19 protein-coding genes are annotated in these 22,207 nt (G+C 68.5%); 12 read left to right on the forward strand and 7 right to left on the reverse strand.

The features are described 5' to 3' along the window. Positions 1–3: 3 nt before the first annotated feature. Positions 4–1,110 carry a phosphoribosylformylglycinamidine cyclo-ligase gene (gene purM, locus QLH51_RS10060; RefSeq protein WP_125657182.1) on the reverse strand — a complete coding sequence of 369 codons (1,107 nt, stop codon included), beginning with the start codon at positions 1,108–1,110 and terminating at the stop codon, positions 4–6. A 60-nt stretch (positions 1,111–1,170) separates the two neighbouring features. Between purM and QLH51_RS10065 the strand changes: the two genes are divergently transcribed. The 4 genes from QLH51_RS10065 to QLH51_RS10080 are packed head-to-tail and all read left to right on the forward strand — an operon-like array spanning position 1,171 to position 6,705. Next, positions 1,171–2,409 carry a heavy-metal-associated domain-containing protein gene (locus tag QLH51_RS10065; protein WP_125657185.1) on the forward strand — a complete coding sequence of 413 codons (1,239 nt, stop codon included), beginning with the start codon at positions 1,171–1,173 and terminating at the stop codon, positions 2,407–2,409. Further along, positions 2,406–3,044: a chromosomal replication initiator DnaA gene (locus QLH51_RS10070; protein WP_125657188.1), complete on the forward strand. Its 639-nt coding sequence runs from the start codon at positions 2,406–2,408 to the stop codon at positions 3,042–3,044. The genes QLH51_RS10065 and QLH51_RS10070 overlap by 4 nt, the downstream gene beginning before the upstream one ends. Then, complete coding sequence (locus QLH51_RS10075) at positions 3,041–5,215, forward strand: RNA degradosome polyphosphate kinase (RefSeq protein WP_125657191.1); 2,175 nt, start codon at positions 3,041–3,043, stop codon at positions 5,213–5,215. Before QLH51_RS10070 ends, QLH51_RS10075 begins: the two co-directional genes overlap by 4 nt. Beyond that, entirely contained in the window at positions 5,185–6,705 is a 1,521-nt protein-coding gene (locus QLH51_RS10080) for a Ppx/GppA family phosphatase (protein ID WP_125657194.1), read from the forward strand. The genes QLH51_RS10075 and QLH51_RS10080 overlap by 31 nt, the downstream gene beginning before the upstream one ends. Positions 6,706–6,942: 237 nt before the next feature. On the opposite strand, the gene QLH51_RS10085 is transcribed toward QLH51_RS10080, so the two are convergent. Then, a complete protein-coding gene (locus QLH51_RS10085; RefSeq protein WP_164516134.1) occupies positions 6,943–7,245 on the reverse strand; it encodes an I78 family peptidase inhibitor in 303 nt (100 codons plus the stop codon). Then, positions 7,242–8,417: a ribonuclease D gene (gene rnd, locus QLH51_RS10090; RefSeq protein WP_125657200.1), complete on the reverse strand. Its 1,176-nt coding sequence runs from the start codon at positions 8,415–8,417 to the stop codon at positions 7,242–7,244. Before rnd ends, QLH51_RS10085 begins: the two co-directional genes overlap by 4 nt. A 270-nt stretch (positions 8,418–8,687) precedes the next feature. Between rnd and aspS the strand changes: the two genes are divergently transcribed. Continuing rightward, on the forward strand, positions 8,688–10,481 hold the full coding sequence (gene aspS / locus QLH51_RS10095) for an aspartate--tRNA ligase (RefSeq protein ID WP_125657203.1): 1,794 nt from the start codon (positions 8,688–8,690) through the stop codon (positions 10,479–10,481). Positions 10,482–10,587: 106 nt separating this feature from the next. On the opposite strand, the gene QLH51_RS10100 is transcribed toward aspS, so the two are convergent. After that, positions 10,588–11,211: a carbonic anhydrase gene (locus QLH51_RS10100; protein ID WP_125657206.1), complete on the reverse strand. Its 624-nt coding sequence runs from the start codon at positions 11,209–11,211 to the stop codon at positions 10,588–10,590. A 111-nt stretch (positions 11,212–11,322) separates the two neighbouring features. On the opposite strand from QLH51_RS10100, the gene lipA reads away from it, so the two are divergent. Beyond that, a complete protein-coding gene (gene lipA, locus QLH51_RS10105; protein WP_125657209.1) occupies positions 11,323–12,249 on the forward strand; it encodes a lipoyl synthase in 927 nt (308 codons plus the stop codon). Beyond that, on the forward strand, positions 12,249–12,749 hold the full coding sequence (locus QLH51_RS10110) for a type II toxin-antitoxin system RatA family toxin (RefSeq protein ID WP_125657212.1): 501 nt from the start codon (positions 12,249–12,251) through the stop codon (positions 12,747–12,749). Before lipA ends, QLH51_RS10110 begins: the two co-directional genes overlap by 1 nt. Here the strand turns inward: QLH51_RS10110 and QLH51_RS10115 are convergent. Genes QLH51_RS10115 through QLH51_RS10125 form a run of 3 tightly spaced genes read right to left on the reverse strand, consistent with a single transcriptional unit; the run spans position 12,671 to position 14,869 of the window. Further along, entirely contained in the window at positions 12,671–13,210 is a 540-nt protein-coding gene (locus tag QLH51_RS10115; RefSeq protein WP_125657214.1) for a CinA family protein, read from the reverse strand. The genes QLH51_RS10110 and QLH51_RS10115 overlap by 79 nt on opposite strands. 4 nt (positions 13,211–13,214) lie before the next feature. Then, positions 13,215–13,730: a hypothetical protein gene (locus QLH51_RS10120; protein WP_125657216.1), complete on the reverse strand. Its 516-nt coding sequence runs from the start codon at positions 13,728–13,730 to the stop codon at positions 13,215–13,217. Continuing rightward, entirely contained in the window at positions 13,727–14,869 is a 1,143-nt protein-coding gene (locus QLH51_RS10125) for a bifunctional 2-C-methyl-D-erythritol 4-phosphate cytidylyltransferase/2-C-methyl-D-erythritol 2,4-cyclodiphosphate synthase (protein WP_125657219.1), read from the reverse strand. Before QLH51_RS10125 ends, QLH51_RS10120 begins: the two co-directional genes overlap by 4 nt. Before the next feature lie 92 nt (positions 14,870–14,961). Between QLH51_RS10125 and dusB the strand changes: the two genes are divergently transcribed. The 5 genes from dusB (at position 14,962) to ntrX (ending at position 22,171) form a co-directional block, all read left to right on the forward strand. After that, on the forward strand, positions 14,962–15,957 hold the full coding sequence (gene dusB / locus QLH51_RS10130; protein ID WP_125657222.1) for a tRNA dihydrouridine synthase DusB: 996 nt from the start codon (positions 14,962–14,964) through the stop codon (positions 15,955–15,957). After that, positions 15,933–17,006 (forward strand): two-component system sensor histidine kinase NtrB, encoded by a 1,074-nt coding sequence (locus QLH51_RS10135; protein WP_125657224.1) that lies wholly within the window; start codon positions 15,933–15,935, stop codon positions 17,004–17,006. Before dusB ends, QLH51_RS10135 begins: the two co-directional genes overlap by 25 nt. Further along, positions 17,003–18,457: a nitrogen regulation protein NR(I) gene (ntrC, locus tag QLH51_RS10140; protein ID WP_125657227.1), complete on the forward strand. Its 1,455-nt coding sequence runs from the start codon at positions 17,003–17,005 to the stop codon at positions 18,455–18,457. The genes QLH51_RS10135 and ntrC overlap by 4 nt, the downstream gene beginning before the upstream one ends. 79 nt (positions 18,458–18,536) lie before the next feature. Continuing rightward, positions 18,537–20,792: a sensor histidine kinase NtrY-like gene (locus QLH51_RS10145; protein WP_206428985.1), complete on the forward strand. Its 2,256-nt coding sequence runs from the start codon at positions 18,537–18,539 to the stop codon at positions 20,790–20,792. Next, positions 20,789–22,171: a nitrogen assimilation response regulator NtrX gene (gene ntrX / locus QLH51_RS10150; RefSeq protein ID WP_125657230.1), complete on the forward strand. Its 1,383-nt coding sequence runs from the start codon at positions 20,789–20,791 to the stop codon at positions 22,169–22,171. Before QLH51_RS10145 ends, ntrX begins: the two co-directional genes overlap by 4 nt. The last annotated feature ends 36 nt before the right edge of the window (positions 22,172–22,207 follow it).

Below are 22,207 nucleotides of genomic sequence, written 5' to 3' on the forward strand. Positions count from 1 at the left end.
TGCCTAGCCAAGATGCGTCGCGCTCCACTCGGCCCGCGCGCTCCACGTCTCCGCGCTGCCCCGGACGGTGCAGCCCTTCTCGCCCGTCTCGACCGTGCCGATCCGCACCACCGTCTCGCCCGCCTCCATCAGTGCGGCGGCGACGGCATCGGCTTCATTGGCGGCGACCAGCACCGCCATGCCGATCCCGCAATTGAACGTCCGTGCCATCTCGCCCGGCTCGATATTGCCCTGCGCCTGCAGGAACGCCATCAACCGCGACTGCTCCCACGCATCGGCATCGACCTGCGCATGGGCACCCTCGGGCAGCACGCGCGGGATATTCTCCAGCAATCCGCCGCCGGTGATATGCGCCAGCCCATGGATTCGCCCCTCGCGCAACAGCGGCAGCAGCGATTTCACATAGATTCTCGTCGGCGCCATCAGCGCATCGATCAGCAGCACGTCCTGATCGAACAGGGCGGGGCGCGCCATCTTCCACCCCTTGTCCGCCGCCAGCCGCCGTACGAGCGAGAAACCGTTTGAATGCACCCCCGACGACGCCAGGCCGAGGATGACGTCGCCCACCGCCACCTTGTCGCCGGTCAGCAACTGTTCGCGCTCGACCGCGCCCACGCAGAAGCCGGCGAGGTCGTAATCGCCATCGGCATACATGCCCGGCATTTCCGCCGTCTCGCCGCCGATCAGCGCGCAGCCCGCCTGCCGGCACCCCTCGGCGATCGACGCGACGACCCGCTCGGCGGTGTCGGCGACCAGCTTGCCCGAAGCGTAATAATCGAGGAAGAACAGCGGCTCGGCACCCTGCACGATCAGGTCGTTGGCGCACATCGCGACCAGGTCGATGCCGACCCCGTCATGCGCGTCATGCTCGATCGCCAGCTTCAGCTTGGTGCCGACGCCGTCATTGGCGGCGACCAGCAACGGATCCCTGAACCCGGCGGCCTTGGGGTCGAACACCCCGCCGAACCCGCCCAGTTCGGCATCCGCCCCCGGCCGCCGCGTCGACTTCGCCAGCGGCCCGATGGCGCGGACCAGGGCGTTGCCCGCCGCGATCGATACGCCTGCCTGTGCGTAGGTATAGCCGCCGCCGCGGTCCGCTTCGTTGCTCATGGATGCCCGGTTAGCCACATCGCGCTTGGATTTCCACGCCTGCTTCGTCAAAAGGCGCGCATGACCTTTTCCCGCCCCCGCCGCATCCTTGCCGCCGTCGCTCTCGGCGCGGTCGCCGCCGGTGCGGTCGTGGCGCAACAGGGCGGTGTCGCCGCGGTCGACGGATCGGGCAGTTTCGAGGTGAACGGCGTCCGGGTCGACGTCGCCGGCCCCTCGGCCGACGCCGCGCGCACCGCCGGCTGGCGCATCGCCCAGCGCAGGGGCTGGCAGATGCTGTCGCAGCGACTGACGGGGCAGGCCCGCTCGCTGCCCGACGGCACGCTCGATTCGCTGGTGACCGGCATCGTCGTTGAAAGCGAACAGATCGGGCCAAAACGCTACATCGCCCGGCTGGGCGTCCTGTTCAATCGCGGACGTGCGGCGTCGATCCTCGGCATCGCCGGGGTGTCCGAACGCTCGCCCGCGATGCTGGTCGTGCCGCTGATCTGGGACGGCGGCACCGGCACCGTGTTCGAACGCGCGACGCCGTGGCAGGCGGCATGGGCCCGCTTCCGCACCGGCGGCAGCGTGATGGACTATGTCCGCCCCAGCGGGACCGGCGCCGACGGGCTGCTGCTCAACGCCGGACAGGTGACGCGGCGCGGGCGCGGCTGGTGGCGCACCGTCCTGAACCAGTATGGCGCGTCCGACGTGCTGATCCCGCAGGTCCGACTGTACCGCCAATGGCCCGGCGGACCGGTGATCGGCACCTTCACCGCCGGCTATGGCCCCGACAACCGCCTGCTCGGTAGTTTCTCGCTCCGCGTCGAACAGGGTGATGCCGTGCCCGCGCTCCTCGACGAAGGCGTCCGCCGGATCGACGCCCTGTACCAGCAGGCGCTGCGCACCGGACAGCTCCGTCCCGACACCGTCCTCGCCGCGCCGCCGCCCGGCACGCCGGTCGCGCCGGTCGAGGAACTGGTGCTCGATCCCGCCACGCTCGACCCCGCCGCCACGCCGCCGCCCGGCGCGGTGGCCGAAAGCGTCACCGTGTCGGTGCAGGCCGATACGCCGACCGCCGCCGCCGTCGAATCCACCGAAGCGGCGCTGCGCGGCGTCCCCGGCGTCCGCTCGGCCGCGACGTCCAGCCTGGCGCTGGGCGGCGTATCGGTGCTGCGCGTGACCTTCGACGGCGACGCCGCGATCCTCGCCGCCGCGCTGGAGGCGCGCGGGTGGCAGGTGCAGCAGGCCGACGGCGTGCTGCGCATCCGCCGCCGCGCGCCTGCCACGCCGCCGCCTGCGAGTGCGCCCGGCGAATGACCTTGCCATCCCGCGGTTCGGTTCAGCTTGCCCTTCCCCTCGAACTTCCCGCCGGTGCCCGGCAGGACCTGTTCCTCGTCGGGCCGTCGAACGAAGCCGCCGTCCACCATCTCGATCACTGGCCGACATGGCCGGTCCGGGCGGCGTTGCTGGTCGGCCCACGCAAGTCGGGCCGCACGCTGCTCGCCCGGTCGTTCGCCGCGCGCAGCGGGGGGATGATCGCCGACGACGCCGAACGCTGGGGCGAGACCGACCTGTTCCACGCATGGAACCGTGCGCAAGCGGAGGAACGCCCGCTGCTGATCGTCGCCGACGCGCCGCCGCCGCTGTGGCGGATCGGGCTGCCCGACCTGCGCTCGCGCATCGGCGCGACGCCGGTTTTGCGGCTGGAGGCGCCCGACGACCTGCTCATCGACACGCTGCTGCAATATCTGTTCGACAGGAAGGAGCTTGTCGCCGCGCCCGATCTGGTGCGCTGGCTTGCCCGCCGCGTCGAACGGAGCCACCTTGCGGTGCTTCGCATCGTCGAAGCTCTGGAGGAAGATGCGATGTTGCGCTCGACGCGCCGTTTGACGATCCCGACCGCGCGCGCCGCGCTTTCCGACAGCCCGTTGTTGCTGGACCGCCTGCTGTGAACGATCCCGTCCCTTCCGCCCGCACCACCGTCGCCGCCGCGCCGGAGGCCCGCTATTTCAACCGCGAACTGTCGTGGCTGGCGTTCAACCGCCGCGTGCTGGACGAAGCCTGCAATCCCGATCATCCGCTGCTCGAACGGCTGCGCTTCCTGTCGATCTCGGCGACCAACATCGACGAATTCTTCATGGTCCGCGTGGCGGGGCTGAAGGGGCAGCAGAACCAGGGCGTCGGCCATGAATCGGTCGACGGCCTGACGCCCTCACAACAGCTTGCCGCGATCACCGTCGATGCCGCCGGGCTGGTCGACAGCCAGCAGCGCATCTGGCGCGACATCGCCGCCGACCTTGCCACCGCCGACGTCTTCGTGCTGGGCGCGGACGAAATCCATGGCGAGACCGAGACATGGCTTGCCCGCCATTTCCGCGAACAGGTCTTTCCGGTCCTGACGCCGCAGGCGCTCGACCCGGCACACCCGTTCCCCTTCATCCCCAACCTCGGCTCGGCGATGCTGTTCGACCTGATCCGCCGTTCGGACGAGGTCGAGGTGCGCGAGGTCGTGCTGCTTCCGCCGGCGATGCCGCGCTTCGTCCGCCTGCCGGGCAAGGCCGCGCGCTACGTCGCGATCGAGACGATCCTGCGCCATTTCTCCGACCTGTTCTTTCCCGGCTACACCGTGCGCGCCTCGGCCGCGTTCCGCGTGATCCGCGACAGCGACATCGAACTGGAGGAAGAGGCCGAGGATCTCGTCCTCTATTTCCGCACCGCCATCAAGCGCCGCCGCCGCGGCCGGATCATCCGGCTGGAGATCGAATCGGGCATTTCGGACGAACTGGTCCAGCTGCTGCGCGACGAAATGGGCGGCAGCGACGCGCTCATCACCGAAACCGGCGGGTTCCTCGGCATCGGCGACCTGTCGATGCTGGTGGCGGAGGATCGCCCCGACCTGAAATTCCCGCCGTTCAGCCCGCGCTTTCCCGAACGCATCCGCGAATATGGCGGGGACTGTTTCGCGGCGATCCGGGCCAAGGACATCGTCGTCCACCACCCCTACGAAACCTTCGACGTGGTGCTCGCCTTCCTCAAACAGGCCGCCGCCGACCCCGACGTGGTCGCGATCAAGCAGACGCTGTACCGCGCCGGGAAACAGTCGGCGGTCGTCGCCGCGCTGGTCGCCGCGGCCGAGGCGGGCAAGTCGGTCACCGCCGTCGTCGAATTGAAGGCCCGTTTCGACGAGGAACAGAATCTCAACCTCGCCTCGGTCCTCGAACGTGCCGGCGTGCAGGTCGTCTACGGCTTCATCGAATGGAAGACGCACGCGAAGATTTCGATGGTCGTCCGGCGCGAGGAACAGGGCTATCGCACCTATTGCCACTTCGGCACCGGCAACTATCATCCGATCACCGCGCGCATCTATACCGACCTCAGCTTCTTCACCGCCGATCCGGTGATCGGGCGCGACGCGGCGCAGGTGTTCAACTACATCACCGGCTATGTCGAACCGCAGTCGCTGCAACAGCTCGCCATTTCGCCCCGCGACCTGCGCGACCGGCTGGAGGCGCTGATCGAGGGCGAAATCCAGAGCGCGCGGTCGGGCGGCGAAGGCTCGATCTGGCTAAAGATGAACTCGCTGGTCGACCCGGCGCTGATCGACAAGCTCTACGAAGCGTCGGCGGCTGGCGTGCAGATCGACCTGATCGTCCGCGGCATCTGCTGCCTGCGTCCCGGCGTTCCCGGCATGTCGGACAACATCCGCGTGAAGTCGGTCGTCGGCCGCTTCCTTGAACACAGCCGTATCTATTGCTTCGGCAACGGACAGGCGCTGCCCAACGACGATGCGCTGGTCTACGTGTCGTCCGCCGACTGGATGCCGCGCAATTTCGACCGCCGCGTTGAATATCTTTTGCCCATCACGAACCCGACCGTCCACGATCAGGTGTTGGACCAGGTGATGGTCGCAAATCTCCTCGATACCGAACAAAGCTGGGACCTCGGTCCCGACGGCAGCTATCGCCGCATGGCGAAGGGCGACAAGCCGTTCAACCTCCACCGCTATTTCATGACCAATCCGTCGCTGTCCGGGCGCGGTGCGGCGATGGAGGGCGGATCGGCCACCGTGCCGCAGAAACTGTCGCTGCGCGCATGGCGCGCGGCCCGGGACGGCGCGGCTTGATCCGCCTGCCATGGGGCAGCCGGCCGGTCACCGCCGCGCATAGTGCGATCATCGACATCGGATCGAACTCGATCCGGCTGGTCGTCTATGGCGGTCCGGACCGGATGCCGGCGACGCTGTTCAATGAGAAGGTGCTGGCAGGGCTCGGCCGCTCGCTGGCCGATACGGGCACGATCGATGCGGAGGCGATGGCGGTCGCCGGCACCGCGCTGCGCCGCTTCGCATGGCTGGCGCGCGAGATGCAGGCCGATGTGATCCGCACCGTCGCCACCGCCGCCGTCCGCGACGCCGCCAACGGCCACGAACTGGTCGCGCTGGCCGAATCGCTCGGCCTGACGGTCGAGACGCTGACCGGCGAGGAAGAGGCGCAGGCCGCCGGCTATGGCGTCCTGTCCGCCATTCCCGACGCCGACGGCATCGTCGGCGATCTGGGCGGGGGCAGCCTCGAACTGGTGCGCGTCCGGAACGGCAAGATCGGCGATCGCGTCTCGTTCCCGCTGGGCGTGCTGCGCATCGGTGCGATCCGCGACCGCCGTCCGGGCGAACTCGACCGCGTCGTGCAGCGGCTGGTCGCCGATGCCGGCTGGACCGGGCGGGGAAGGGGGCTGCCCTTCTACCTCGTCGGCGGATCGTGGCGGACGCTGGCCCGGCTCGACATGCACCTGACCGGCTATCCGCTGCCGATCGCGCACGGCTACACCATGTCGCTCGACCGGATCGCGCAGTTGCGGCGGATCATCGCCGAAACCCCGCGCGCCGATCTGAAGGCGGTGCCGAACCTGTCGGGCGGGCGCGTGCCGACGCTCGACAACGCCACCGCGCTGCTCGCCGCCATGGCGCGGCAGCTGGACAGCGCTACGACGATGATCTCCGCCTATGGCCTGCGCGAAGGGCTGCTCTACGCCGCACTTCCCCCCGCGGTACGCAGCCAGGACCCGTTGCTGGTCGCGGCGCATGACGAGGGCGTCCGGCAGGGCCGCTTCGTCGAACATGGCGACCTGCTCCACAAATGGATCGCGCCGCTCTTTCCCGACGAGGCTCCCGCCGCCGTCCGGCTGCGCCATGCCGCGTGCCTGCTCGCCGATGTCGGATGGCACGCCAATCCCGAATTCCGCGCCGAACGCGGCGTCGAGATCGCGCTGCACGGCAACTGGGTGGCGATCGACGCGACCGGCCGCGCGATCGTGGCGCAGGCGCTGCACAGTTGCCTGTGCGGCGGCAATGGCGACAGTCCCGATCCGCTGGCGAAGCTCGCGCCCGCCGCCGCGCTCCACGCCGCGCATCGCTGGGGGCTCGCCATGCGTCTGGGGCAGCGGCTGAGCGGCGGCGTCGCTACCCCGCTGCAACGTACCGACCTGCGCCGCAAGCGTGCGCAGGTCGAACTGGTCGTCCCGCCGGCTGACGCCGCGCTCTATGGCGAGGCGGTCCAGAAACGCCACCGCGCGCTGGCGACGGCACTGGGCATGGAAGCGTCGCTCGTCAGCCGCTGACCGATTGCTTTCCTGCTGGGCGACGATCTGCGAAGCTCGCGGCGTTCTTTGATTTCGCCGACCCGCCGAACACCGCCGGACGTCATCCCGGCGAAGCCCGGTATCTCGCCGTTACGAAACGAAACGCCAGCCCCGCGCCAACTTCCGAAGCGCAAGGACCGATCAAGCTACTGCAATGCCGGAACATTGTCCGCCGCGGAACGATAACGCCCCGCAAACTTCGCCAACTTCCGCGCCTCAGCCGCAGCGGAATCCGGTCACGACGTTCTTCTCGTCGATGTCGATGTTCAGCCGGTTGGGCTGGAAATCCATCGTCACCGCCGTGCCCGGCCGGATCGCCCGGATCGTCCGCGCGCTCGTCCGGCGCTTCGCCTCGGCCTCCAGCGCCGCACTGAACGGCTTGCCGACCAGCCCCGCCACCGCGCCCGCACCGCAATCGCCCGGAAGCTCGGGCGGAGCGCCCGCCTCCGACTGCGCCTGCTGCGGCGTGGTGCAGGCGCCCAGCGCCAGCGTCGTCACGATGATCGACAGGAACTTCATTCGATTACCTCCGCTCGGGTCATCTTCAGCTTTCCACCCAGCACGGTAAACCCCAGCTGACCCTCGACCAGCGCCAGCGCGTCGCGCCCGAACTGTTCGAACCGCCATCCCGACAGGATCGCCAGCCCGTCGCGCTGCCCGGCCGCCAGCGCCTCCAGATCGTCCGATCGCGCCAGCAGCCGTGAGGCGACCTTGATCTCGTTCGCCCGGATCTTGAGCAGCAGCTTGAGCAGGTCGGCGACCAGCGCGCCCTCCTTGCCCAGCGACGGCTTGCGATCGTCGCGCCCGGGCAGGTCGTCGCCGGTCAGCGGCGTGGCGCCCGCCAGCGCCTCCATCATCCGGCCGCCGATATCGTTGTGCGCCCAAGCCGCCGACAGCCCGCGCACCTTCGCCAGATCGCCCTGCCTGCGCGGCGGGTTGCCCGCCAGGTCGGCGATCGTCTCGTCCTTGACGATCCGCCCGCGCGGCAGGTTCTTGCCCTGCGCCTCGATCTCGCGCCACTTGCCCAGCGCCTTCAGCCGCCCCAGCACCTCGGGCTTGCGGCTGTTGACGCGGACGCGCTGCCACACCGTCTCGGGATCGTTGAAGTAGTTGGCCGGATCGGCGATCCGCTCCATCTCCTCGTCCAGCCACAGCCCGCGCCCGGTCTTGCGCAGCTTGCCCAGCATCTTGGGGAAGATCACCGACAAATGGGTGACGTCGGCGATCGCATAGTCGATCTGCCGGTCGTCCAGCGGCCGTCGCGACCAGTCGGTGAACCGCGCGCCCTTGTCGACCGTGATCCCCAGATAGGCGTCGACGAGGTTCGAATAGCCGACCTGCTCGCCCTGGCCCAGCGCCATCGCCGCGACCTGCGTATCGAACAGGGGAAAGGGGGTCTTGCCAGTCAGGTTGTAGACGATCTCGATATCCTGCCCGCCGGCATGGAAGACCTTCAGCACGTCCTCGTTGTCGGTCATCAGCTCGAGCAGCGGGGTCAGGTCGATCCCCGGCGCCATCGGATCGATCGCCGCCGCTTCCTCGGCGTTGGCGATCTGGATCAGGCACAGCTCGGGCCAATAGCTGTTCTCGCGCATGAACTCGGTGTCGACGACGACGAAGTCGGACTTGGCGAGGCGGGTACAGAGGGCGGCGAGCGTCGCGCTGTCCTCGATCAACGGATGGATGTGCATTACGCCCGCATAGCAAGGTTCCGCGCCTTGACAAAAGGGGGATGGAAGGGGAAGCGCGCGGCTACGGATTAATCCGTCGTCTCTGCATTCGCGGGGGGCGATGCGAACTGATTAGCGTGGAACGACTTTAGGCTCCCCCGCACCCGCGGGGATCGCTTCGGCGCTCTAGCGCAGCTGCGGCGATGAAAGCCTATGGAATAGCGTCCTGCGCGATCGAGCACCGGCTCCCCCGCACCCGCGGGGATCGACGAGGCAAATAAGGTCTGAACGATGCACGCCTATCGCACCCATAACTGCGGCCAGCTCACGGACGCGAACGACGGCGATACCGTCCGCCTGTCGGGCTGGGTGCATCGCAAGCGCGACCATGGCGGCGTGTTGTTCATCGACCTGCGTGACCATTACGGCATTACCCAGATCGTCGCCGACGGCGATTCGCCGGCACTCGCGCTGCTCGATTCGGCCCGCACCGAATCGGTGTTGACGATCGACGGCAGCGTGAAGCTGCGCAGCGAGGCGACGAAGAACCCGAACCTCGCGACCGGCGCGATCGAGATTTATGCCCGCGCCGCGACGCTCCAGTCGGCGGCGCAGGAACTGCCGATGCCGGTCGCCGGCGAGGCCGAGTATCCCGAGGACATCCGCCTGCGCTATCGCTTCCTCGACCTGCGTCGCGAGCGGCTGCACGCGAACATCCTGCTGCGCTCGAACGTCATCGCGTCGCTGCGCCGCCGGATGATCGACCAGGGCTTTACCGAGTTCCAGACCCCGATCCTGACCGCGTCGTCGCCCGAGGGTGCGCGCGACTATCTGGTCCCCAGCCGCGTCCATCCCGGCAAGTTCTACGCGCTGCCGCAGGCGCCGCAGATGTTCAAGCAGCTGCTGATGGTCGCCGGCTTCGACCGCTATTTCCAGATCGCGCCCTGCTTCCGCGACGAGGACGCCCGCGCCGACCGCTCGCCCGGCGAATTCTACCAGCTCGACTTCGAAATGAGCTTCGTCACGCAGGAGGACGTCTTCGCCGCGATCGAACCCGTATTGCACGGCGTGTTCGAGGAATATGCCAACTGGCAGGGTAAGGGCCGCACCGTGTCGCCGCTGCCGTTCCAGCGCATTCCCTACCGCGAATCGATGCTGAAATACGGCAACGACAAGCCCGACCTGCGCAACCCGCTGGTCATCACCGACGTGTCGGGTCTGTTCGTCGGGTCGGGCTTCGGCCGCTTCGCCTCGATCGTCGAGGCGGGCGACGTCGTCCGCGCGATGCCGGCACCGAAGACCGCCGACAGGAGCCGCAAGTTCTTCGACGACATGAACGCCTGGGCCCAGTCCGAAGGGTTCGCCGGCCTCGGCTATGCGACGCGCAAGGGCGGCGAATGGGGCGGGCCGATTGCCAAGAACCATGGCGAGGACGGCATGGCGAAGATCGCCGAAGCCCTTGGCCTCGGCCCCGACGACGGCGTGTTCTTCGCCGCGGGCAAGGAAGCGCAGGCGGCCAAGCTCGCCGGCCTCGCCCGCACCCGCGTCGCGGAAACGCTGGGCCTGATTGATGACAAGCGGTTCGAATTCTGCTGGATCGTCGACTTCCCGATGTTCGAATATGACGAGGACGCGAAGAAGGTCGATTTCAGCCACAACCCCTTCTCGATGCCGCAGGGCGAGATGGAAGCGCTGGAGACGATGAACCCGCTCGATATCCTCGCCTATCAGTACGACATCGTCTGCAACGGCGTGGAGCTGTCGTCGGGCGCGATCCGGAACCATCGTCCGGAGATCATGTACAAGGCGTTCGAGATCGCGGGCTATACGCAGGAAGACGTCGACACGAACTTCGCCGGCATGATCAACGCTTTCAAGTTCGGTGCCCCGCCGCACGGCGGCTCGGCACCAGGTGTCGACCGCATCGTCATGCTGCTGGCCGACGAGCCGAACATCCGTGAGGTCATCACCTTCCCGATGACGCAGAAGGCTGAAGACCTGATGATGGGCGCGCCGAACTACGCGACGCCCAGGCAACTCCGCGAACTCAACATCCGCGTGACCGCCGACGGCCCGAAGGAATAAGCCCACTCCACAAGGCGGGGAGGGAAACCAGCCGCAGGCTGGGGGAGGGGCGTGGCCCCGCACGACACGATGGTGGAGCCCGACGGCTCCACCACCGCTCATGCCGTCAGGCGTTCTCGAACGTCTCGCCTTCGAGCACGCGCAGCCGCCCGTCGTCGATCGCGAACACCGCGCCGTGGAGCTTCAGCTTGCCGGCCTCGACGCGTTCCCTGACGAACGGGAAGGTCATCAGGTTCCTGAGCGAGACCTTCACGCCCTCCTGCTCCAGCGCCTTCTGCCCCTCGGGACCGGTGCCGTGCGTCGCCACGACCTTCTCGCGCGCCTCGTCGAGCAGATCGATCCAATGGGCGACGAACCCGCCTTCGCCCGGACTGGTATTGGCCAGCGCCTGCGTCAGGCACGCATTCACGCCACCGCAGGCACCGTGGCCGAGGACGAGGACTTCCTCGACCTCCAGCTTGGTCACCGCGAATTCCAGCGCCGCCGACACGCCGTGGCGGCCGCCGTCATCCTCGAACGGGGGCACGAGGTTCGCGACGTTGCGCACCACGAAGATCTCGCCGGGCCCCGCACCGAAGATCGTCGCCGGATCGACGCGGCTGTCGGAACAGGCGATCACCATCACCTTGGGGCTCTGACCGGTGGCTAGCTCGTTCCAGCGCTCGCGCTCCTGCTGCCATTCGGTGCCCCGGAAGCGGTAATAGCCTTCCTTGAGGTCGCTGAAGTGCATCGAAGATTCTCCATCACAAGATTATACTTTTCCCTCGCGCGACAGGACGCACGACCGGGGGGAATGTTGCAAGCGGTTGTTCGTTTGCCCGCGCATCGCTATCTGACGCCCATGAACGAGATGACGCCGCTGCCCCGCCCAGAGCGTACCCGCAAGCCCGACTGGATTCGCGTAAAGGCCCCGACCGGCAAGGTCGTCGCCGAGACCCGCGCGCTGATGCGCTCGAAAAGCCTCACGACGGTGTGCGAGGAAGCGGCCTGTCCGAACATCGGCGAATGCTGGTCGAAGAAGCATGCGACCGTCATGATCCTCGGCGACACCTGCACCCGCGCCTGCGCCTTCTGCAACGTGAAGACCGGCATGCCGCGCGCGGTCGACCCGCTGGAGCCGCAGCATGTCGCCGAAGCGGCGGCGGCGATGGGGCTGAACCACATCGTCATCACCTCGGTCGACCGCGACGACCTGCCCGATGGCGGCGCGAAGCAGTTCGTGAAGGTGATCGAGGCGATCCGCGCTGCGAACCCGACGACGACGATCGAGATACTCACCCCCGATTTCCGCAACAAGCACGAGGCGGCGGTCGAGATGATCGTGGCGGCGCGCCCCGACGTCTACAACCACAATCTCGAAACCGTCCCGCGGCTCTATCCGACGATCCGTCCGGGTGCGCGCTACTACGCCTCGCTGCGGCTGCTGGAGAGCGTCAAGAAGCTCGACCCGTCGATCTTCACCAAGTCGGGCATCATGCTCGGCCTGGGCGAGGAGCGGCTGGAAGTGCATCAGGTGATGGACGACATGCGCTCCGCCGACATCGATTTCCTGACGATGGGCCAGTATCTGCAGCCGACTCCGAAACACGCCAGGGTCATCGACTTCGTGACGCCCAAGGCGTTCGACGGCTTCGCCGCGATCGCCCGTGCCAAGGGGTTCCTGCTGGTCGCATCGTCTCCGCTGACGCGTTCGAGCTACCACGCCGGCGACGATTTCGAACGGATGCGGGCGAACCGCGATGCGAAGCTGGGCGTTGTCCGCGCCTGATGCCAAAGCATACCGAAACCCGCCATCTGCCCTACACCCCCGAACAGATGTTCGATCTGGTCGCCGATGTCGGCCGCTATGGCGAATTCCTGCCGTGGGTCAGCGCGATCCGGGTGCGCTCGAACAGCGATACCGAAATGGTCGCCGACATGATCGTCGGGTTCAAGGGCCTGCGCGAGAGCTTCACGTCGAAGGTGCAGAAGGAGCGCCCGGACCATATCCGCGTCGACTATCTCGACGGGCCGCTCAAATATCTCAACAACGACTGGCGCTTCCGCCCCGATGGGCAAGGCGGCGCCTATGTCGACTTCGTCGTCGATTTCCAGTTCAAGAACCGCGTGTTCGAAATGCTCGCCGGGCAGGTGTTCGACCGGGCGCTGCGCAAGATGATCGGCGCGTTCGAGGATCGCGCCGCCCGGCTCTACGGCGATTCGGCGACCGGTTCGTCCGCCGACGCCTCGGGCGGCAGCAGCAGTTCGAGCGCGCACAACGCCGCCTGAAGGCGGATCGCGCCGCGCCCACGGTCGCCGAATTGGCGCAGGTCGGCGACGACCTTCGCCGGGTCGCCACCCCTTTCGGCGCGTGCGAATACGACGGTGCCGACCGGCTTCTTCTCGCTCCCGCCGCCGGGTCCGGCGACACCGGTGATCGCGACCGCGACATCGGCCTGCGTCGCTTCCAGCGCGCCTTGCGCCATGCTCCACGCCGTCGCGATTGATACCGCGCCGAACGTCTCGATCACGTCGGAGCTTACCTTGACCAGCTCGACCTTGGCATCGTTCGAATAGGTCACGAACCCTGCCTCGAACACATCGGAACAGCCGGGAATCTCGGTGATCGCCGCGGCGACGAGCCCGCCGGTGCAGCTTTCGGCCAGCGCGATCCGGCGTCCGGCGGTGCGGTTGGCCTCGACCACGCGGCGCGCGGCATCGACCAGTTCGGGGGGGAGCAGGTGATCCATTACATCAATTCCGGGGTGCTTGCCGGCATAGCGGCAACCGCATCTGGGGGTTGGGACGGTCGGCATCAACCTGCGCGAACAGCACGATCAGGCCGGCGACGTTGCGCGGGGGCAGCGGCTGGACGAGGTTGGCGGCACGCTCGATCCGCGGGCAGTCGGCGGCATCGATGTTGCCGACGACCATCGGTGCGATCAGCGATGCGACGATCGGTGCCGCGAACGACGAATCGAGCAGCTGGATCGCCTGCGGCGCGGTCAGTCGCGACAGCGCCGCCTTCGCCTGCGGCCATGCCGCGTCGGTCTCTGCTTCGTAGCGGGCGAGGAACGATCCACCCGTCCGCCGCAGCAGCGCCGACGGGGGCAGGGCATTGGCACAGCGCGCGCCCGCCTGCCGGATCAGCTCGGGCGCGACGAACAGCACCAGCGCCTCCGCCTCGGCCGGCGTCACGCACGGCTGCGTGGTCTGCGCCGGGGCATTGGCACAGGCCAGCAGCGCTAGCAGCGGGGCGAAGCGCTTCATGCCGGCACCCGGATCGTCGCGATCGCCTGTGCCGCGATCCCTTCCTGACGCCCGGTAAAGCCCAGCCGCTCGCTGGTTGTCGCCTTGATGCTGACCTGCCGTTCCGCGATCGTCAGCAGCGCGGCGATCCGGCTGCGCATCGCCGCGCGGTGCGGGCCGATCCTGGGCGCCTCGCAGATCAGCGTCAGGTCGACGAAATCGATGATGCCGCCCTCCGCGCGCACCAGCGTCGCGGCATGGGCAAGGAACTGTCCCGATTCGGCCCCGCGCCACTGCGGGTCGCTGGGCGGGAAGTGGGTGCCGATATCGCCGGCGCCGATCGTGCCGAGCAGCGCGTCGGTGATCGCATGCAGCGCCACATCGGCATCGCTATGCCCGGACAGGCCGCGGTCGTGCGGGATCAGCACGCCGCCCAGCCATAATTCCTCGCCCGCTTCCAGCCGGTGGACGTCGTAGCCGGTGGCGCTGCGCGATACGAGCGCGGGCAGGGCACGCGCCTCCGCCAGCGCGAAGTCGGCGGGATAGGTGATCTTGTCGAGCATCGGGTCTCCTTCGACCATCGCCACGTCCAGCCCGATCGCGCGCAGCATCTGCGCGTCGTCGGTCGCTTCGACGCTGTTGTCCCAGTCGGCATGGGCCCGGCGGATCGCCGCCACGTCGAACGCCTGCGGCGTCTGGACGCGGACCAGCGCGTCGCGGGGCACAATATCGCCAAGCGCCGCGCCGCTGCGCGCCAGCGTATCCGCCACCGGCAAGGCCGGCACCGCACCCGGTGTCCCGTCGAGCGCGGCAAGCAGCCGCTCGACCACCGCGACCGGCACGAACGGCCGCGCGGCATCGTGGATCAGCACCCGTGCCGCGTCGCCGATCGCGGCGAGACCCGCCGCCACGCTCTCGCGCCGCGTCGCGCCGCCGAACACGTGATCGACCTCACCGACCGCCGCGTGCAGCGCGTCCGCCTGGGTGTCGCCGATCACGACGACCACCCGGTCGATGCCGGGATGCGCGGCCAGCGCGGCATGGGCGTGGGCGATCATCGGCCGCCCGGCGACGGGCGTGAACTGCTTCGGGGTGGCGCTGCCCGATCGCGTGCCTTGGCCGGCGGCGACGATCAGCGCGACTGTGGGTCCGGTCTGCATGGCCGCTCGCCTAGCCTAAGCCGACTGCCCCCGCCAGCCTTGCCCTGCACGCCGCTTTGCGGTAGAGGCTGCCCGATTTTCAGGCACATTCCATGACCCTAGCTCCCATCCGCATCGGCGGCGTCGTGATCGACACGCCGGTTATCCTCGCGCCGATGACCGGCGTCACCGACCTGCCGTTCCGCAAGATGGTACGGCGGCACGGATCGGGACTGAACGTCACCGAGATGATCGCCAGCCAGGCCGCGATCCGCGAGACGCGCCAGTCGATCCAGAAGGCGATGTGGGACCCGGCGGAGGAACCGGTGTCGATGCAGCTCGTCGGTTGCACGCCGGTCGAGATGGGCGAAGCCGCGAAACTTGCCGAGGACAAGGGCGCGGCGATCATCGACATCAACATGGGCTGTCCGGTCCGCAAGGTGACCAACGGCGACGCGGGGTCGGCGCTGATGCGCGACCTGCCGCTCGCCGCCGAACTGATCGCCGCGGTCGTCCGGGCGGTGGACGTGCCGGTCACGGTCAAGATGCGGATGGGCTGGGACCATGCCAGCCTCAACGCGCCCGAACTGGCGCGCATCGCCGAGGATCTGGGTGCGCGGATGGTCACCGTCCACGGCCGCACCCGCAACCAGATGTACCGCGACCATGCCGACTGGGCGTTCGTCCGCCGGGTGAAGGATGCCGTCAGGGTGCCGGTGATCGTCAACGGCGACATCTGCTCGGTGGACGACGCGCGCACCGCGCTCGACCAGTCGGGCGCGGACGGGGTGATGATCGGTCGCGGCGCCTATGGCCGGCCGTGGCTGCTGGCGCAGGTGATGGCGGCGCTGTCGGGTGGTAACGCGCCTGCCGACCCTTCTGTCGAGGAGCAGTATCGCCTGATCGTCGAACATTATCACATGATGCTCGATCATTATGGCGAGGAAACCGGCGTCAACATGATGCGCAAGCATATCGGCTGGTATACCAAGGGGCTGCACGGCTCGGCCGAGTTCCGCAACAAGGTGAACCAGCAGCCCGAATCGCGCACGGTGCTGGCGATGCTCGCCGATTTCTACGCACCATGGTGCACGCGCGCGGCGGCGTGATCGCGGCGGGCGCGGCGATGCCGCCCTTCGCCGATCTGTTCGCCGGGTTGCCGGTCGCGGCGCTCGTACTCGACGATGCGGGGTGTATCGCCCACGCCAACGGAGCGGCCGAATTGCTGCTCAACCAGTCCGACCGGGCGATGCGCGGCCTGTCGCTCGAACAGATCGTGTCGCTGCCGCCGGGCTATGCCGAACAGCGCGATGGCCGCGCCTTCGTCAGCTACGACTGCGAATTGCAGCTCGGGCGCGGCGGGCGGTTGCGCGTCGATTTCCACGACACCCCGGCGGCGCACGGTTCGGCGTGGCGGATCGTCATGCTCTATGGCGTGCGGGGCAGCCACGCCGCGTCGCATGCCGCCGGCGCGCGTGCCGCGATCGGCGCGGCGGCGATGCTGGGGCATGAGATCAAGAACCCGCTGTCGGGCATCCGCGGCGCGGCGCAGCTGCTGGCGGGTGAGGTCGACGACCGCGCGGTGCTGACCGACCTGATCGTCGGCGAGGTCGACCGGATCGCCGCGCTGATCGACCGGATGCAGGACTTCACCGACGACCGTCCGCGCGCGCTCCAGCCGCAGAACATCTATCCGGTCCTCGCCCATGCCGTCCAGCTGGCGTCCGCCGGCTTCGCGCGCGGCATCACGATCGAGGAACGCTTCGACCCTTCGCTGCCGCCGGTGCGGATCGATCGCGATGCGTTCGTCCAGGTCATGGTCAACCTGCTCAAGAACGCGGCCGAGGCGCTGGAGGCGGTCGAGCATCCGCGCATCGTCCTCGGCACCGCGTTCCGCCACGGCCTGTCGCACGGCGTCGGCAATGGCGAGCGCCGCGCGGTGCCGATCGAGCTGACCGTGACCGACAACGGCCCCGGCGCACCCGCCGACATCGCCGGCCATCTGTTCGAACCGTTCGTGTCGGGCAAGCGCGAGGGGCGGGGCTTCGGCCTGCCGATGGTCGAAAAGCTGGTCGGCGAAATGGGCGGCCTCGTCCGCTATGCCCGCGAAGGATATCCGCTGATGACCGTGTTCCGCATCCACCTGCCGCGCGCATGACCGGCCCGGCGCGCATCCTGCTGGTCGACGACGACGCAGCGATCCGGACGGTCGTCGCACAGGCCCTGCGTCGCGAGGGCCATGTCGTGCAGTCGGCGGCGTCGCTGGGTCAGCTGCGCGCCGAACTGCGTGCCGGCCTGCCCGACGTGCTGGTGACCGACGTCGTCCTTCCCGACGGCGACGGGCTGGAGATGGCGGCCGGCCTCGCCACCGAATTTCCCGACCTGCCGATCATCGTGCTGTCGGCGCGCAACACGCTGACGACGGCGGTGCGCGCGACCGAGGCGGGGGCGTTCGACTATCTGCCCAAGCCGTTCGACCTCGACACGCTGGCGCTGGCCGTGCGCGGTGCGCTTGCCCGGCGATCGAAGGATGCCGATGAGGCACCGGTCGAGGCGATCGATACGTCGCTGCCGCTGATCGGTCGCTCGCCGGCGATGCAGGACGTGTACCGCGTCATCGCCCGCGTCGTCGCCACCGACCTGACCGTGCTGGTGACCGGTGAATCGGGCACCGGCAAGGAACTGGTGGCGCGCGCGATCCACGACCTCGGCCGCCGCCGCCGCGCGCCGTTCATCGCGCTCAACATGGCCGCGATCCCGCGCGAGCTGATCGAGGCGGAGCTGTTCGGCCATGAACGCGGCGCCTTCACCGGCGCGGCGCAGCGCTCGGCGGGCAAGTTCGAACAGGCGGCGGGCGGCACGCTGTTCCTCGACGAGATCGGCGACATGCCGATGGAGGCGCAGACCCGGCTGCTGCGCGTCCTGCAATCGGGCGAGTTCACCAGCGTCGGCGGCGCCCGCCTGATCCGCGCCGATGTCCGCATCGTCGCCGCGACCAACAAGACGCTGGCGGCGCAGGTCCAGTCCGGCCAGTTCCGCGAGGACCTGTTCTATCGCCTCAACGTCGTGCCGATCGCGCTGCCGCCGCTGCGCGAACGCCGGCAGGACGTGGCGTTGCTGGCCCGCCATTTCCTCGATCAGGCGGCGCGCGACGGCCTGCCGCGCAAGACGCTGACCCCCGACGCGCTGGCGCTGCTGGCGGCGCATGACTGGCCCGGCAACGTCCGCGAACTCGAAAACCTGATGCGCCGCGTCGCGGTGCTTGGCCGCGATGCCGCGATCGAGGCGGGGGAGTTGCGCGGGACGCTGGGCGATGCGACGGCACGCGCGACGGCGCAGCCCGATGCCGATCTGGACGACGCCGTCCGCGCGTGGCTGCGCCGCATCGCGCGCGAGGAACCGGCGACGCTGGAGAACGGCACGCTCTACGACCGGCTCATCTCCGACGTCGAACGTCCGCTGATCGAGGCGATGCTCGATCGCCACGGCAACAACCAGCTGCGCGCGGCAAGGGCGATGGGGCTGAACCGCAACACGCTGCGCAAGCGGCTCGACGATCTCGGCATCGATCCGGCGCTGCGTGCCTATCACGCGGACAAGGAACGATAATCCCGCCGCGAAACGGGGTTGTTGCGATTTGACGTGCGTTGCCGCGGGAATGTTGTAAAACGGCAACATGGTTGCAGCGTTGACGGAACCGAAGCGCGCCTCATCGATCCCGGCGCGGTGGTTCCCCGCGATCGAGGTCGCGGTGCTGCTGGCGGTGATCGCCGTCGGGATCGGCAGCTACCTGCTGTTCGACGGATCGCAAAGCGCGCGCGGACGCCTGCCGACGCCGGCGCTGACCGCGGTCGTGCTGGTCGCCAACCTCATCCCGGCAATGGCGCTGCTGGTGCTGATCGGCCGCCGGATCGCCAAGCGGCGCGCGGCGCGCTCGGAGATCGGCGGCACCGGTACGCTGCACGTCCGCCTCGTCGCGCTGTTCTCGATCCTCGCCAGCGTACCCATGCTGCTGGTGACCGTCGTTGCGTCGTTCCTGTTCCAATACGGCGTCGAATTCTGGTCGTCGCCCCGCGCGCGCAGCAGTTTCGAGAATGCGCAGGCAGTGGCGCAGTCGTCGTACGACGAATTCCTGAAAGCGGTCGACAGCCAGAACGTTGCGGTCGCCTCCGACGTCGGGCGCATGCTGCTCATCAACCGCTATGCGATCGACAGCTTCGAATTCCGCATGCTGTACAGCAACAGCGTCGTGCAGCGTTCGCTGAGCGATTCGGTCGTGTTCGATATCCCCGCCGACGGCCGCCCGCGCTCGCTCGCCTCGGCGTCGATCTACGAAGGTCCGCTGCGGTGGAGCATCGATCCGAAATCGATCGCCGCGCTGCGCGCCGGCAAGCCCAGCTATGTCAGTGTCCGCAACCAGCAGGTGCAGTCCGTCACGCGCGTTCCCGGCACGAACTACTATGTCTATTCGGCGCAGGACATCGACCTCGCATCCTATACCGAGCGTCTGAAGCGAACCCGTGCGATCCTGTCGGATTACGAGGCGCTGATCGACCGGTCGCGCAGCGTCCAGCTGCGGCTCAACATCGCGCTGTTCGTCGTGTCGCTGTTCATCGTGGGGATCGCCGTGTTCGTCGCGCTCGCCGTCGCCGACCGGCTCGTCCGTCCGGTCGGGGCGCTGGTCGGCGCGGCACGGCGGGTGGCCGATGGCGACCTGTCGGTTCGCGTACCCGAACCGACCATGGCCCGGACGAAGGACGAGATCGGCACGCTGGCCAGCGCGTTCAACAGCATGACCGAGCGGTTGCAGGAACAGACCGGCGAACTGGTCGCCGCCAACGCCCAGATCGACAGCCGTCGCGCCCTGATCGAGGCGGTGATGTCGGGCGTCAGCGCCGGCGTCGTCTCGGTCGGCGCCGACCGCACGGTGCGTCTGGCGAACAGCTCGGCCACCGCGTTGCTCAAGACCGGCACCACGCCGCTGGTCGGGCGTCCGCTGGGCGATGTAGCGCCCGAACTCGACCAGTTGCTGGAGGGTGAGACGCAGGACGCGATCATCCAGCTCGCGTCGGGCGGCGAGGCCAAGACGCTGGCGGTCCACGTCACCCGCGACGACGGACAGCATATCCTGACCTTCGACGACATCACCCAGCAACTGCTCGACCAGCGCCGGGCGGCATGGTCCGACGTCGCGCGCCGCATCGCGCACGAGATCAAGAACCCCCTGACCCCGATCCAGCTCGCCGCCGAGCGCCTGCAACGCCGCTATGGCAGCAAGCTGGTCGAGGACGACGGCACCTTCGCCCGCCTGACCGAGACGATCGTGCGCCAGGTCGGCGACCTGCGCCGCATGGTCGACGAATTCTCGTCGTTCGCGCGGATGCCCAAGCCGGTGTTCCGCCCCGAATCGATCGCCGAGCTCGCCCGCCAGAGCCTGTTCCTGCACGAGGTCGCGCACCCCGACATCGATTTCGTGCTCGATTCCGCCGGTCCCGCGCCGCTGGTCTGCGATCGCCGGCAGCTGGGACAGGCGCTGACCAACATCGTCAAGAACGCGACCGAAGCCGTCGCCGCCCGCCCGGACGGGGCCGAACGCGGCCGCATCGCGATCGACGTCCGCTACGATACCCAGGGGCGGATGCACATCGACGCCAGCGACAACGGCATCGGCCTGCCGGTCGAGCGTCATCGCATCGCCGAACCCTATATGACGACGCGCAAGGGCGGCACCGGCCTCGGCCTGGCCATCGTGCGCAAGATCGTCGAAGAACATTTCGGAACCATATCGTTCGCCGACCGTCCGGGGGGAGGAACGATCGTATCGATCATGCTCGACCCCGCAATCCTTGCCGCGCTGGCAGGGACGGGCACGGTGGACGATGACGATCTTCAGGAGGTTACGACGCGCCATCCCATGCTTACCCGTACCGGAACGCCCGCATGAAGCTCGACATTCTCGTCGTCGACGACGAAACGGATATCCGCGAACTCGTCGCCGGCGTCCTTGAGGACGAAGGGTACGAAACCCGCGGTGCCGCCGACAGCGATGCCGCGCTGGAGGCGGTGGCGCAGCGTCGCCCCTCGCTGGTCCTCCTCGACGTCTGGCTGCAGGGATCGCGCCTCGACGGGCTGGAACTGCTCGATGAACTGAAGGCGCGCGACCCGTCGCTGCCGGTACTGGTCATCTCGGGCCACGGCAACATCGATACCGCGGTGGCGGCGATCCGGCGTGGCGCGGTGGACTTCATCGAAAAGCCGTTCGAGGCGGAACGCCTGCTGTTCCTCGTCCAGCGCGCGACCGAAACCGAACGCCTGCGTCGCGAAGTCGCGTCGCTGCGCGCCTCGGCCGGTCGCGAGGATGATCTGACCGGCAGCTCGACCGCGATCAACAGCGTCCGCGCGACGCTCAAGCGCGTCGCCGGCACCGGCAGCCGCGTGCTGATTACCGGCGGGGCGGGGGTGGGCAAGGAAGTCGCCGCGCGGCTGCTCCACGGCTGGAGCCAGCGCACCCGCGCGCCGTTCGTCATCGTCAGCGCGGCGCGCATGACGCCCGAACGCGTCGACGAGGAACTTTTCGGCGTGGAGGAGGGGGGCAATCTCGTCCGGCCCGGCCTGCTCGAACAGGCGCATGGCGGCACCCTGTTCCTCGACGAGATCGCCGACATGCCGATCGCGACGCAGGCGCGCATCCTGCGCGTGCTGACCGATCAGAGCTTCACGCGCGTCGGCGGCACCCGGGTCGTGAAGGTCGATGTCCGCGTCGTCTCGGCCACCGCCCGCGATCTTCAGCAGGAGATCGTCGACGGCAATTTCCGCGAGGACCTGTATTACCGGCTGAACGTCGTACCGGTGCAGATCCCGTCGCTGGCGGAACGGCGCGAGGACATTCCGCCGCTGGTCGAGCATTTCGTCGCGCACTATGCCAACGAACGCCGCGTGCAGACGCCGGAGGTCGCACCCGATGCGATGATCGCGCTGCAAAGCTATGAATGGCCCGGCAATGTCCGCCAGTTGCGCAACGTCGTCGAGCGCACCGTCATTCTCGCGCCGGGCAACCGGATCGCCCGGATCGACATCGACCTGCTGCCGCCCGAGGTGCTCGGGTCGGCGGGTGAGGGCGGGGGCGGGGCGACGGCCAGCGCGATCATGGGGTCGCCGCTGCGCGAGGCACGCGAATCGTTCGAACGCGAATATCTCCGGGTCCAGATCCGGCGCTTCTCGGGCAACATCTCGCGCACCGCGACCTTCATCGGCATGGAGCGCTCGGCGCTGCACCGCAAACTCAAGCTGCTCGGCATCGCCGAAACCCGCGGCGACGAATAGGGCGACCCGGCCATTGCGGCCGGGCGTCGTCGGGCT

The sequence above is a fragment of the Sphingomonas sp. 2R-10 genome (assembly GCF_030062225.1).
In the GTDB taxonomy this organism is placed as follows: Bacteria; Pseudomonadota; Alphaproteobacteria; order Sphingomonadales; family Sphingomonadaceae; genus Sphingomonas.